A 12953-nucleotide genomic window follows, 5' to 3' on the forward strand; every position below is an offset into this window, starting at 1 on the left:
CTCGATCAATATGGTCGCTGCTGCGCTGTAGAAAGAGAGCGAACAGGGGAGTTAATCCTCCTAGCAGGATGCTTAGATAACGCGGTGAGTTACAAAGAACTTCCAGAAAGATACATAAGCCTGGCTATGCGAGAGATCAGTAACACCGTCTCCTCTGAGGGCGTCACGGTCGTAGTTGGCGAGGAGGTTGTTACTGTATGAACCTCTATCACGTCTATTACAACCAACAAGACAAGGCGGTATGCGTAGAGCGCCAAAGCGCAAATGGTATCATCAAGGTGATTGCAGGCATCAGGCCGACCAGCCTTTACAGCCGAATGCTAGTCACTGACACTTTTACTCTCTCTGAAGCAATCGATGAGGCCTTGCTCACCCAGCAAGAGCAATTGAATAAATCGAAAGGGATGCGCTACCAACGTACCCCAGAGCTAGAGCGAGAGATTAAGATCGGTTGTTCCCACTCTGTATTGCATACCAAATACGGCCTTTCTAAACGCACTTATCATCGACTGCGTAACGAGCTTATTAGTGCCACTCCCCCTACCCTGTAGGGTAGTACCTCCCCCCTGTGTCACTTCCTCTCTAGCCCTTGTCTATCAAGGCTTAAAACAGCCATTTTTAGCAAAGCAGGACTATTACTATGTGGTGTTTTCTTAACACACGCAAACGGGTTCCTGTAACCCACTGTGACCACTACCGCGATTATTCAAAATTCAAGAACTATGACATTGATGCCCCTTTCACCTGGGCACCTAACCCCTTTCGGAGAAGTTAAATATGAATGAACAAATCAAAGACCTGTTTCAGGATGAGTCACTCAGTGATGATCAGCTTGCAGCCATCATCCAAGAGGCACAAGGAGACGCCTCTAAAGTGAGCAAGAGCATGAAAGCTCTTGGTATTGGTGCTGGCTCTAAAGAGCACATTGCTTATATGCAGTCATTGAAGAATGATGCTATGCGCAAACATGGATTCTCTGAAGCTCCCCAACAAACAGAATTTACGGGGGAAGAACTAGCCAACGCCAATTGGACAACCAAGCAATGGCAGCAATGGGAACGGGCTAGACGTGTGAAAGCTGGCTATAAGCCAAATCCGCTTAACAACACTCAGGACGCTGTCGAGTTCTTCAAGAAGCTGAGAGGTGGTTAATGCCTCTCATCAATAAGCCCAAGATAGCAAATTTCAAATTCGGAGGGCAGGCAGATAAGCCTGTCCGCACTCATGAATACAAACCAGATGTTATCAAATTCTCTTACAAGGGCGTTGTCATTGAGCGTAAAGGCTCTAGCTACCGCATTACGCCACCCAAACTTAAAGGCTTTGATATGGCTTTGTGTGATGGTGTCTATACCGATACTCGTTCGCTACAAGGGGCGCTTGATTTGGCCCTTCTGAACGTTGACAGCGAACGCCAAGAAGAGCTAAGGGCGCTGAATATCAATTACCACTGTCCAGCTTGTAAAGGCGTAACGCTCATTCAGAAGAAAGATTGGCGCGATGAGCGTATTTCTTGCCCTCTATGCGCTCGACACTCCCATTATTCCTACTATGAAGCCGTGAAAGATGAAGTAATCCGGTGACAGAGGGGAGGCGCTTTACCCCTTACGCCTCTCAAGACATACAGCCCCCATCTGATTACTATCCTCTGTTGTTAGTACATCTATGGGGTTGTATTGGCTATTGCAGAGAGGGCCATTTGTCATATTTTCTGTGAGATTTTTTCAAGCTGCATTGCATATATAAGAAGACCCCCTCACCCCCCTGGCTGGGGACATACAATTTTCCCCACGTAATCGGATTGACCCGCCTTAGCATCCCCCTCGATTTTTCCATTTCCCCTCTGGTGTTCCCTCTCGCTCACAAGACAAGCTGACAGCTCATCATGGGCAGTTTATGCGTTGTAACGTGTTGTACATACAAGTAAAAAAAGTCACAAGGCTCAAATCTATGCCTTTAAGTTGATATCATCACGGCTAGGTTACAGCTAGACAACGGCGCCATAACGGCATACTCGCCAGCACAACGAGGGTTTGGGAATATGAAGAGAGTGATTTTAGGAACTGTATTGTCTGTTTGTGCTGGTACAGTCTTGAGCCAGCCACTAAGTGATAAGTACCCGACTGGTATTGATTACGCAGAGTCCTATGATGTCCGGCATTGCTCAATGGTGGCGCATCAAGCGAACTACACAATGAAGCTACGCTTGTTCTACGGAGAGTCCCAAACCAAGGCGCTTGGGGCTGTACGTAGAGAAATTGATTGGTCTGCTGAGTCAGGGGATACCCTCGCAGCTAAAAACGGTTTAATAACCGTCAGACTCATTGATGAGGCTTACAGAAAGCCAATTCCTGATAACGACGAAGCTAAATCACAGCTGGTAAATGAATTTGAGTCCTCTGTTATGAAAAAGTGTTTGGGCCAACTTTAACCCTGACTTGCTCCCCAAAGTCCAAACGATACACGACCACTCTCTGCCAGATGGCCTTCTTTGTTACTCAAGAGGGGAGGGGGTAGCAAATCGCAAAGGAGGGGTACAAGGAGGGGTATATAGAAAATAAATACAAAGGGCTAGCCTCACCACGAAGCTAACCCTTTGTTTTATCTGGTGCCGGTAAGAGGAGTCGAACCCCCGACCTTCGCATTACGAATGCGCTGCTCTACCAACTGAGCTATACCGGCGTGTGGCCAGATTCCCGAAAATACAGGTTCAAGTCAATGAGCCTGTCTCACTTTTATGAGTTGGTTCATTGTGTTACGGCCAAACGATCAGAGATCTGCAAACTCCGGGATATGGGCTCGGCCGCGGCTCTCGAGAAAATCGAGCAGGGCGCGGGGAGAGCGCGCCAGGATCCTGTCCTCGGGGAAGTGTGCCTCGGTCACCAGTCGGTGGCAGTGTTCGAAATTCCCAAGGCTGAACGCCACGTGGGAGTCGGAGCCGAAGGTGAGATAGGCACCGAGGTCGCGCGCCGCTTCAACGATGGCGCGGCAGTTACTCTCGCTACCCGGACGGGAATGGCTGAACGAGGAGTTGTTAAGTTCGAGCGCCACTCTGTATTGCGCGGCGGCCTTGACCACGGCCTGAATGTCGATGGGGAAGGCGGGATTGCCAGGGTGGCTTATCATGTCGACCCGACCGCTCCTGATGGCGTTGATCATGGCCTGGGTATGAGTTGCCTGATCGCAGGGGGGAAACACCGGTTCGTGGAAGCCTGCCATTATCATGTCTAGCCGTGACTCGTAACGTTCGGGGAAGTCGATCTCGCCATCAATGTTCTTGATGTTGGCTTCTATGCCGCGCAGTATGCCGACCCCGTCGACCACCCGTGGCAACACATGCAGATTGACGAAGTGCCAGAAGTGAGGGGCATCGGCCATGTCGGGACCGTGATCAGTGGTGGCAAACAGCTTGATCCCCCTCGCGCGAGCGATGGGCAGATAGTCGTGAATGGTGCTGTAAGCGTGGGTGCTGGCGACGGTATGGGTGTGGGTATCGACCGTATACTTCATCTTCTCTCCCCTTCTGGCGTGAGGCGCCAGCATAACAAAGGTGGCGGGTCGAGACCATGTTGTGGCTTGTCATACTTTGTCACAAATTGCGGGGACGCTGACAAAGTTTGAACACGCTTGGCCGCCATGATGGGCAAATCGATGAAAGCCTGAACTCGCATCGATGGGTTGGATCAGGATGGTGCAACCTCTTTTCCCCGCCGTCGCTCCCAGCGACGGTTTTTTTTGCCCGTGCATCGGCACCAATACCAACAGGGCAAAAAAATGCCCAACTAGCATGGAGCAGGTTGGGCGAGACTTAATGTTTAATTGCAGTGGCATAGATATAGAGTGCTGTTTGTCAGCTAAGTTCCCGCCTTGTTCCCCCTTTTTAGCAAAAACATTTCACTAACACATGTTCACATTCTCTTGACACAAGTGGTTGTGAAACGTACTTTTTAAACATTCGTTTTAAGTGAGGTGTCCTGTGAGTAAAATCGATACCAAAAACCGTATTCTCGATGCCGCCGAGGTGTTGTTTGCCGAGCGGGGATTCGCCGATACCTCTTTGCGTCTGATCACCAGTGAAGCCAATGTCAACCTCGCCTCGGTCAACTATCACTTCGGCTCCAAAAAGGAGCTGATCCAGGCTGTGCTTGATCGCTATCTGAGCTTGTTTATGCCGGATCTGGATGCACGACTGCATACCCTGATGGAGCAGGAGCAGTTGACCCTGCTGCAGGTATTTGAAAGCTTTGTTGATCCCTTGATGAAGCTGGTTGCGGTGCGAGCCAATGGCCCCGCCATCTTCATGCAGCTGCTGGGACGTGGCTATATCGACAGCCAGGGTCACCTGCGCCGCTTCATCACGGCTCACTATGGCCCCATCTTGTTGCGGATCACTCAGGCGATTTCCAAGGCCAATCCGGCTCTGTCACCGGCAGACCTCTTCTGGCGGCTGCATTTCACTCTGGGCACCGTCGTGTTCACCATGGCCTCCGCCGATGCCCTGCGCGACATCGCCTTGGCCGACTTTGGCCAGCAGCTCGATGTGGAAGGGCTGGTGCGCAATGTAATTCCTTATCTGGCGTCTGGTGTCGGGGCGCCCGTGGAGTCGACCAGGCTCTCCCTGGCCGTGTAACAACCAACAATAAATCAACGGAAACAGTGAAATAGAAGGAACTTCGGTATGATCACATTGCTTATCCTGCTGGTGCTGGCGATAGCCGTCGTGCTCGGCGTGCCCTCCATCCGTAAAAAGGTGGTAACCCGTCCCGTGTTCGGCATCTTCAAGAAGATATTACCGCCCTTGTCGGCCACCGAGCGGGAGGCCATGGAGGCCGGCTCCGTCTGGTGGGATGGCGAGTTGTTTCGCGGCAACCCCGACTGGAAAAAACTGCACGGTTACGGCAAGGCCGAACTGAGCGCCGAAGAGCAGTCCTTTATCGACAATCAGGTCGAGACCCTGCTCGCCATGGTGGATGACTTCAAGATCGTCAACGAAACCAAAGATCTGCCGGAGCCGGTGTGGGACTATCTGAAGAAGGAGGGCTTCTTCTCCCTGATCATCCCGAAATCCTATGGCGGTCGCGAGTTTTCGGCCATTGCCAACTCCACCATAGTGACCCGCATTGCCACCAAGAGTCTGAGCGTGGCGGTCACCGTCATGGTGCCGAACTCCCTTGGCCCGGGCGAGCTGTTGATGCATTACGGCACCCAGGCCCAGAAGGATTTCTGGCTGCCGGGTCTTGCCAATGGCAAGGAAGTGCCCTGTTTTGCCCTGACCGGCCCGGAAGCGGGCTCTGACGCTGGCGCCATCCCTGACAAGGGGATCGTCTGCAAGGGTCAGTACAAGGGTGAGGAAGTGCTTGGCATCCGCCTGAACTGGAACAAGCGTTACATCACGCTGGCCCCGCGCGCTACCGTGCTGGGTCTGGCGTTCAAGCTGTTTGACCCGGAAAAACTGCTGGGTGACAAGGAAGAACTCGGCATCACCTGCGCGCTCATCCCGACCAGTCACCCTGGGGTGCGGGTTGGCGATCGCCACTACCCCATGGGGCTGGCGTTCCTTAACGGCCCGACCTTCGGCAAGGATGTGTTCATTCCGCTCGACTGGATCATCGGTGGCCCGGATTACGCCGGCCGTGGCTGGCGTATGCTGGTGGAGTGTCTCTCCGCCGGTCGCGGCATCTCGCTGCCTGCGCTCGGCACCGCCTGTGGTCACATGGCGAGCCGCACAGTGGGGGCTTACTCCTACGTGCGCAAGCAGTTCGGCATGTCCATCGGCAAGTTTGAAGGGGTGCAGGAAGCGCTGGCCCGCATCGGTGGTCTTACCTATCAGCTGGAAGGGGCCCGTCGCATGACCGCAGGTTCCTTGGACTTGGGTCAGGCGCCAGCCATCGTCACTGCCATTTCCAAGTACCACATGACCGAAATGGCGCGCCAGATCATGGATGACTCCATGGACATCCACGCCGGTCGCGCCATTCAGCTCGGTCCGAAAAACTACACTGGCTATGCCTACATGGGCATTCCGGTGGCCATCACTGTGGAAGGCGCCAACATACTGACCCGCAACCTGATGATCTTCGGGCAAGGGGCTACCCGCTGCCACCCTTATGTGTTTGGCGAGATGGAAGCGGCGGCCGATCCTGATTTTGAGCGTGGCCTCGAGAAGTTCGACGGCCTGCTTCTCAAACATATCGCGTTTGGTGCCGGCAACTTCTTCGGCGCCCTGTTCCAGGGGCTGACCCTGGGTCAGTTCAATGGCTCCCCGGTAGGGGGCGAGACCGCCCGTTACTACAAGCAGCTCGCTCGCATGAGTAAAGGGCTGGCCCTGTGCGCCGATGTCTCCATGCTGATGCTGGGTGGCGACCTCAAGCGCAAGGAGATGATCTCCGCCCGTCTGGGTGACGTGCTGAGCCACCTCTATCTGGCTTCAGCCACCCTCAAGCATTACGAGGATCAGGGCCGCATGGTCTCCGATCTGCCGTTCGTGCAGTATGCGGTGGAGCGTAACCTCTACCTGATTGGCAAGGCGTTCGATGGTTTCTTCCAGAACTTCCCGAACAAGGTAGTGGGTGTCGTGCTCAAGCGGGTCGTCTTCCCGTTCGGTGTCGGCTACCAGATGCCGGCTGATGATCGCTGTCATGCCATCTGCCTGGCCATGATGAAGCCGGGTGAATTCCGTGATCGTCTGACGGCACTGTGCTACGTGGGCAAGGATGACGCGGATCCCGTCGGTCTGATGGAGCGTGCCTTCCTGGCCATGGTGGCGGTGCAGCCCTACGAGAAGAAGCTGGTGCAGGCCCAGAAAGAGGGCAAGCTGCCCCGCAAGATGGCGTTGCCCGAGCTGGTTGATGCCGCCTTGTCCCAGTCCATCCTGAGCAAGGATGAGGCCGACAAGCTGCTGGCTGCCGATGCCTTGCGTTACGAAGCCATCCAGGTGGACAACTTTGCTCCTGGCGAGCTGGAAGGTCTGTCTCAACCGAACCCTGTGGTGCACGCCGCCTGACCGCGTCGCTGGCACTGAATCTGATGAGAAACCGGCCAATCTGGCCGGTTTTTTTGTTTGTTAACCATGGATTTACAACCTGGATTAATTCCAGTTTAATGCAATGGCCCCCACCCTTGGGGCAGGAAGCAAGGCCAGCGGAATGGCCGATAACAACAACTCAGGAAGAGTGAATGAACCTCGCCAAAACGGCGATCGAACGCCCCATCTGGGTGGTGGTGTCGATCGTGCTGATTTTTCTGCTGATCCTGCTGTGGGGCGTGTTTGCCTCTCTCAAGGATGCCGTTCTGGTGTTGCTGACCTTGCCGCTCGCCTCTGTCGGCGGTGTGCTGGCGCTGCACCTGAGCGGCATGCTGGTGCCGCTGCCGATGGATCTCTTGACCATCATCGGCTTCGTCATTCTGCTGGGATTGGTGGTCAACAACGCCATCTTGCTGGTGCACCAGACCCGCTCGGCCGAGCGGGACGGCATGAGTCGCCAATGTGCGGTAGCCGATGCGCTGAGAAGCCGGATGCGGCCCATCGCCATGACCAGCCTCACCAGCATCTTTGGCATGTTGCCGCTGATGCTGAGCCCGAGCGAGGGCAGCGAAATCTACCGGGGACTGGCCACCGTCATCGTCGGCGGCATGAGTTGCAGCACCCTGTTTACCCTGATCTTGTTACCCGCCTTTCTGCGGCTGGGGGAGCAGACTGAACAGTCACCGCTCGCCCTGCGGCAGCGGGCCTGAGCAAGGAGCTCATCGATGAAACGAATTTTCACAAGGATGGTACTGGGCGTGGCCCTGCTGGCGGGAGGCGTACTTCCCGCCCTGGCACAAGGCAAGATGGTGACCCTTGCCGACGTGACCCAAGGGGATGCGGCGGCCAGCATCTGGGTCAGTGGCACTGTGGCAAGCCGTCAGCAGGCGGCGTTGAGTGCCGAGGTGAGCGGACGGGTGGAGTGGATTGCCGAGTTCGGCAGCCAAGTCAAGGCGGGGGACGAGCTGCTGCGTCTCGACAGCGCTGCGTTGCAGCTATCGCTGGAACAGGCGCGGGCCGAGCAGGCCAAGTGGGCCAGCAATGTGCGTTATGCCAAGGCCGAGTTTGTGCGTCTCGAGCGACTGCACCAACAGAAGAGTGCCTCAGCCAGCCAGTATGACAAGGCCGGTTACGAAGTGGAGCAGGCAGCGCTTGCCGAGCGGCTGGCGAGGGTGCAGGTACGCCAGATTGAGGAGCAGTTGCGTCGCAGCCATATCTTCGCCCCGTTCGATGGAGTGGTGAACAACCACTTCATCCAGCCGGGGGAGCATGTGGATGCCGGCGAGCAGGCGCTGGAGCTGGTCAACCCGGATCAGCCGGATATCCGCCTGCAGGCCCCCATCGTCTGGGCTCAGCGCCTGGAGCCTCGGACCAGATTGCGGGTTGAGGGTGATCAGCTCAGCGGCCATGGCATTTATTACCAGCGGGCGGCGAGTGCCGATCCCAAATCCCGCCTCATCGAGCTGCGCCTCAAGCCAGAATCGGCCAGCTTCATCATAGGGTCGCCGGTGCGGGTGGCGTTGCCGTTGGGTGAGCAGCACACCATGCTGCTGCCACGGGATGCCCTTGTGCTCAATACCGAGGGGAGCGTTGTCTATCAGGTGGAGCAGAGCGGCAAGGGGCTCAAAGTCAACCGGGTGCCGGTGACAGTGCTGTTTGGTGACAGTCAGCAGGTGGCGGTGAGCGGGGCGCTCAAGCAGGGAGACAGGGTGGTGGTGCGCGGTGCAGGTAGCCTGCGCCATGGTGACAAGGTCGAACTGTTTCGCGGTTGAGGTCCAGACCCGTCAATGAAAAACGGCTCCCGCGGGAGCCGTTTTTCATTGATGGGAGAAGTTACTCGACCATCATCACCTTGCAGGTGTTGGTACTGCCCACGGTTTCCATCTTGTCGCCGTGGGTCAGCAACACCATGTCGCCGCTCTGGACCAGCCCCTTGGCTTTAAGCACATCCAGCGCGTCGCGGCACACTTCGTAGACCGGCTTGGTCTCGTCGCCGTCAAACAGCACCGGGGTGACGCCACGGTAGAGATTGGTCCAGGCCAGTGTCTTGTTGTGGGGAGACATGGCGAAGATAGGCAGGCCCGAACTGATGCGGGACATCAGCAGCGGTGTGGTGCCGGATTCGGTCAACGCCACGATTGCCTTGACCCCTTCCAGGTGGTTGGCGGCATACATGGTGGACATGGCGACTGCCTCTTCCACCGAGGTGAAGGTGTAGCTCATGCGGTGGTTGGAAACGTTCAGGCTTGGGTGCTTCTCGGCACCCACACAGACGCTGGCCATGGACATGACAGTCTCGATGGGGAACTGGCCGGCGGCGGTCTCGGCGGAGAGCATCACAGCGTCTGTGCCATCCAGCACGGCGTTGGCCACGTCCATCACTTCGGCACGGGTCGGCAACGGGGCGTTGATCATGGACTCCATCATCTGGGTCGCCGTGATGACGACGCGGTTCAGACGGCGGGAGTGACGGATCAGCTTCTTCTGCACGCCAACCAGCTCGGGATCGCCGATCTCGACGCCCAGATCGCCACGGGCCACCATGACGGCATCGGAGCCGAGGATGATGTCTTCCATCGCCTCGTCGGTGGCGACAGTTTCGGCGCGCTCGACCTTGGCGACAATCTTGGCGTTGGAGCCGGCTTCGCGGGCCAGTTCACGGGCATAGCGCAGGTCATCGCCACAACGGGGGAAGGAGACGGCCAGGTAATCCACGTTCATCAGGGCGGCAGTCTTGATGTCTTCCTTGTCTTTCTCGGTCAGGGCCGGGGCGGAGAGACCGCCGCCTTTCTTGTTGATGCCCTTGTTGTTGGAGAGCGGGCCCGCCACCGTCACTGTGGTGTGGATGCGGGTGCCTTCGACCAGCTCGACTCTCAATTGCACGCGGCCATCGTCCAGCAGCAGTATGTCACCGGCGATCACGTCGTCGGGCAGGCTCTTGTAATCGATGCCGACCTGTTCCTGGCAGCCTTCACCCTTGCCGAGCGCCGCATCGAGAATGAACTTGTCACCGATGGCCAGGTAGACCTTGCCATCCTTGAAGGTGGAAACGCGGATCTTGGGGCCTTGCAGGTCACCCATGATGGCGACGTGGCGGCCGAGCCTAGCGGCAATGTCACGCACCTGATTGGCGCGCAAGATATGGTCTTCAGCGGTGCCGTGGGAGAAGTTCATCCGCACCATGTCGGCGCCGGCACGAATGATCGCCTCTAGGATCCCTTCGCGATCGGTCGCCGGACCGAGTGTGGTTACAATCTTTGTACGTCTTGGCATGAAAGACTCCAGTTTGAAGTTGATATGACTTGAGATACTGCCCCGGCAAGCGCATGACCCATAGCATCCGCTTGCAAGCCATCTGGGTGGCTTCTGTTACTAAATTACAATACTACACCAAGGTGGGTGGCATAGACAGCCGGGGGCCGGGGCCCCCGTTGCCTCAGGAGGAGTGGGGAGTATCAAAGCGGGATTCGCGCAAACCTTCTTTGACTTTCTTCAGGTTTTCGCGAAATTTCATGCCACGGCGCAGGGTAAAACCGGTCGCCAGCACATCCACCAGCGCCAGCTGGGCGATGCGTGACGCCATCGGCATGTAGACATCGGTATCTTCCGGCACATCCATGGAGAGCACCAGATTGCACTCACGGGCCAGCGGCGAGTCTTTGGCGGTGATGCCTATCACTGTGCCATCGTTCTCGCGGGCCAGCGCTGCTATCTCTACCAGCGCCTTGGTGCGGCCGGTATGGGAAATCAGCACCACCACATCCCCTTCGCTGCTGTTGATGCAGCTCATGCGCATCATGACGATGTCATCGAAGCTCACTACCGGAATATTGAAGCGGAAGAACTTGTTCTGGGCGTCGCGCGCCACGGCGGAGGAGGCGCCCAGGCCAAAGAAGCTGATCTTGTTGGCCTGGGTCAGGATATCGACGCAGCGATTGATGGCGGAAATATCCAGGCTGTTCTTGGCGGCATCCAGACAGGCCATGGTGGATTCGAAGATCTTGGCGGTATAGGTCTCGGGACCGTCTTCCGCTTCCACGTGGCGATTCACGTAAGGCGTGCCATTGGCCAGACTCTGGGCCAGATGCAGTTTGAAATCGGGAAAGCCTTTGGTATCGAGACGGCGGCAGAAACGGTTGACGGTCGGCTCGCTGACGTCAGCCATCTTGGCGAGGGTGGCGATACTGGAGTGGATGGCCGTCTGTGGCGAGGCCAGAATGACCTCGGCCACTTTACGCTCTGATTTACTGAAACTTTCCAAATTGTTAGTAATTTTATCAAGGGTATTCATCATCACCACCAGGCATTTTTGTAATTTAGCTTCAGTGTCTTTGCACTAAATTCACGGCTAAGCATGTTTCCAATCAACTGGATGACTATACAAGACAAGCTCTTATTGAAACTAATCTCGGCCCTGCAAAGTATGACTCATGTCTAATTATTTCGTCTTTTTGGTTACAAACTTCCATCCACTCCATGAAAACGCTTACAAATGTTGCAAAGCAACAACACTGTGAGCGGGCGCACAGTTGCATTGATCAAACACGCCGCCGGGGGAGGGGCTCGGGTAGAATTGCTGCCAAATAATAATTGCGGGACGGTAAGCGCCGCCCCGACCCAAGTAACGAAGGAGTTATGTTATGCAGCATACCCATGCGCTGGTCGGTGACGTCGGTGGCACCAATGCACGGCTGGCCCTGTGCGAGCTGGCGACCGGCACCATTTCCCGGGCCAAGACCTATTCCGGGCTGGCCCATCCCAGCCTCGAAGCCGTGGTACGCCTCTATCTGGACGAACACGCTGCGCAGGTGAGCCAGGCCTGCATCGCCATCGCCTGCCCCATCAACGGTGACTGGGTCGCCATGACCAACCACAGCTGGGAGTTTTCCATCGGCGAGATGCAGGCCAATCTGGGCCTGACCCGCTTGCAGGTGATCAATGACTTTACCGCCGTCTCAATGGCGGTGCCCGTGCTGGCAGAAGCCGATCGCATCCAGCTGGGGGGCGGGGCCCCTGTGGCGGACAAACCCATCGCCATTTATGGGGCGGGGACCGGCCTTGGTGTCGCCCACCTGGTGCAGGCAGGTGAGCAATGGCTGAGCCTGCCGGGCGAAGGCGGTCACGTGGATTTTTCCGCCAACAGCGAAGAAGAGGATGCGGTGCTGCAGGTCATGCGCGCCGAGCTTGGTCATGTCTCGGCCGAGCGGCTGCTCTCCGGCCCTGGTCTGGTGAACATCTATCGCGGTCTGGTGAAGTCCGATGGGCGCGAGCCAGAGGCATTGGCCCCCAAAGACATTACTGAGCGGGCGCTGGCGGGGGATTGCCTGGATTGTCGCCGCACCTTGAGCCTGTTCTGTGTGCTGATGGGTCGCTTTGCCGGCAACCTGGCGCTCAACATGGGCACCTTCGGCGGCGTCTATATCGCAGGCGGCATCGTACCGCGTTTTCAGGAGTTCTTTATTGGCTCGGGCTTTCGGGTGGCGTTTGAAGACAAGGGGCGTTTCAAATCCTATCTGAAGGATATCCCCGTCTTCCTCATTACTCACGAGGGGCCGGGTCTGCTCGGTGCCGGTGCCTATCTGCGCCAGTCGCTCGGTATCAAGTTGTAAGCAGAAACAGGAAGGGAATGCCAACTGCGTCATGGTTCAGCCTTGATTCAGTGACCATGGCATAAAGTGACTGCACGTACTCAAGAGGCCAGGGCTCCACAGGGAGTTGGAACTTGTCTTCATCCGCTGGGTACGTTTGTCACCTGACAAGCCTGAACTGTTTCACCGGCCCTTGAGGCCGGTTTTTTTTTATCTTCTGATCTTCATCCTGCTTTTGTGTGTCGCTCCCTTGCTGATATGTGATCGATATGATGAGGGTTGCGGGTGTCTATCTGGGCATCAAGAGGAAGAAGGCAACAGCAAGCACGCCTGCAAGGGGC

General features: G+C 56.4%; 12 protein-coding genes and 1 tRNA gene. 9 read left to right on the top strand and 4 right to left on the bottom strand.

Annotated features, from left to right (window positions below):
- Positions 1–197 precede the first annotated feature (197 nt).
- From ONZ54_RS07130 to ONZ54_RS07145, 4 genes are all read left to right on the top strand, one after another.
- The gene (locus ONZ54_RS07130) at positions 198–551 is read left to right on the top strand and encodes a hypothetical protein (protein WP_271787799.1); all 354 of its coding nucleotides are present in this window, start codon (positions 198–200) and stop codon (positions 549–551) included.
- A gap of 226 nt (positions 552–777) precedes the next feature.
- The gene (locus tag ONZ54_RS07135; RefSeq protein ID WP_271787800.1) at positions 778–1152 is read left to right on the top strand and encodes a hypothetical protein; all 375 of its coding nucleotides are present in this window, start codon (positions 778–780) and stop codon (positions 1150–1152) included.
- Complete coding sequence (locus ONZ54_RS07140) at positions 1152–1583, top strand: hypothetical protein (RefSeq protein ID WP_271787801.1); 432 nt, start codon at positions 1152–1154, stop codon at positions 1581–1583. The genes ONZ54_RS07135 and ONZ54_RS07140 overlap by 1 nt, the downstream gene beginning before the upstream one ends.
- Positions 1584–2041: 458 nt before the next feature.
- Positions 2042–2431, top strand: coding sequence for a hypothetical protein (locus tag ONZ54_RS07145; protein WP_271787802.1), 390 nt, complete (start codon positions 2042–2044; stop codon positions 2429–2431).
- Positions 2432–2606: 175 nt separating this feature from the next.
- On the opposite strand, the gene ONZ54_RS07150 is transcribed toward ONZ54_RS07145, so the two are convergent.
- Together ONZ54_RS07150 and ONZ54_RS07155 are read right to left on the bottom strand one after the other, a co-directional pair.
- Positions 2607–2682: transfer RNA gene (locus ONZ54_RS07150), tRNA-Thr, on the bottom strand.
- 87 nt (positions 2683–2769) lie between these two features.
- Positions 2770–3510 carry a phosphatase gene (locus ONZ54_RS07155; RefSeq protein ID WP_021138408.1) on the bottom strand — a complete coding sequence of 247 codons (741 nt, stop codon included), beginning with the start codon at positions 3508–3510 and terminating at the stop codon, positions 2770–2772.
- 466 nt (positions 3511–3976) lie between these two features.
- On the opposite strand from ONZ54_RS07155, the gene psrA reads away from it, so the two are divergent.
- From psrA to ONZ54_RS07175, 4 genes are all read left to right on the top strand, one after another.
- Entirely contained in the window at positions 3977–4630 is a 654-nt protein-coding gene (psrA, locus tag ONZ54_RS07160; RefSeq protein ID WP_021138409.1) for a TetR family transcriptional repressor PsrA, read from the top strand.
- Positions 4631–4678: 48 nt separating this feature from the next.
- Entirely contained in the window at positions 4679–7003 is a 2325-nt protein-coding gene (locus tag ONZ54_RS07165; protein ID WP_059169561.1) for an acyl-CoA dehydrogenase, read from the top strand.
- 206 nt (positions 7004–7209) lie between these two features.
- The gene (locus tag ONZ54_RS07170) at positions 7210–7734 is read left to right on the top strand and encodes an efflux RND transporter permease subunit (RefSeq protein WP_416995723.1); all 525 of its coding nucleotides are present in this window, start codon (positions 7210–7212) and stop codon (positions 7732–7734) included.
- A gap of 15 nt (positions 7735–7749) precedes the next feature.
- Positions 7750–8796 (top strand): efflux RND transporter periplasmic adaptor subunit, encoded by a 1047-nt coding sequence (locus tag ONZ54_RS07175; protein WP_271787803.1) that lies wholly within the window; start codon positions 7750–7752, stop codon positions 8794–8796.
- A gap of 61 nt (positions 8797–8857) precedes the next feature.
- Here ONZ54_RS07175 and pyk read toward each other — a convergent pair whose 3' ends face one another.
- Together pyk and ONZ54_RS07185 are read right to left on the bottom strand one after the other, a co-directional pair.
- Complete coding sequence (gene pyk / locus ONZ54_RS07180; RefSeq protein ID WP_017412636.1) at positions 8858–10297, bottom strand: pyruvate kinase; 1440 nt, start codon at positions 10295–10297, stop codon at positions 8858–8860.
- Positions 10298–10460: 163 nt separating this feature from the next.
- Positions 10461–11315 (bottom strand): MurR/RpiR family transcriptional regulator, encoded by an 855-nt coding sequence (locus ONZ54_RS07185; RefSeq protein WP_165484139.1) that lies wholly within the window; start codon positions 11313–11315, stop codon positions 10461–10463.
- A 349-nt stretch (positions 11316–11664) separates the two neighbouring features.
- Here ONZ54_RS07185 and glk point away from each other — a divergent pair, with 349 nt between their 5' ends.
- A complete protein-coding gene (gene glk, locus ONZ54_RS07190; protein ID WP_005319365.1) occupies positions 11665–12633 on the top strand; it encodes a glucokinase in 969 nt (322 codons plus the stop codon).
- Positions 12634–12953 lie beyond the last annotated feature (320 nt).

This window comes from Aeromonas salmonicida (assembly GCF_028355655.1).
GTDB classification, from domain to species: Bacteria; Pseudomonadota; Gammaproteobacteria; order Enterobacterales; family Aeromonadaceae; genus Aeromonas; species Aeromonas salmonicida.

Excerpts from the sequence above, each read along its gene's own strand:
- ONZ54_RS07175 (WP_271787803.1), top strand. The coding sequence starts at position 7,750 with ATGAAACGAATTTTCACAAGGATGGTACTGGGCGTGGCCCTGCTGGCG.
- ONZ54_RS07140 (WP_271787801.1), top strand. The coding sequence starts at position 1,152 with ATGCCTCTCATCAATAAGCCCAAGATAGCAAATTTCAAATTCGGAGGG.
- ONZ54_RS07135 (WP_271787800.1), top strand. The coding sequence starts at position 778 with ATGAATGAACAAATCAAAGACCTGTTTCAGGATGAGTCACTCAGTGAT.
- ONZ54_RS07185 (WP_165484139.1), bottom strand. The coding sequence starts at position 11,315 with ATGAATACCCTTGATAAAATTACTAACAATTTGGAAAGTTTCAGTAAA.
- ONZ54_RS07165 (WP_059169561.1), top strand. The coding sequence starts at position 4,679 with ATGATCACATTGCTTATCCTGCTGGTGCTGGCGATAGCCGTCGTGCTC.
- glk (WP_005319365.1), top strand. The coding sequence starts at position 11,665 with ATGCAGCATACCCATGCGCTGGTCGGTGACGTCGGTGGCACCAATGCA.
- pyk (WP_017412636.1), bottom strand. The coding sequence starts at position 10,297 with ATGCCAAGACGTACAAAGATTGTAACCACACTCGGTCCGGCGACCGAT.
- ONZ54_RS07155 (WP_021138408.1), bottom strand. The coding sequence starts at position 3,510 with ATGAAGTATACGGTCGATACCCACACCCATACCGTCGCCAGCACCCAC.
- ONZ54_RS07130 (WP_271787799.1), top strand. The coding sequence starts at position 198 with ATGAACCTCTATCACGTCTATTACAACCAACAAGACAAGGCGGTATGC.
- ONZ54_RS07145 (WP_271787802.1), top strand. The coding sequence starts at position 2,042 with ATGAAGAGAGTGATTTTAGGAACTGTATTGTCTGTTTGTGCTGGTACA.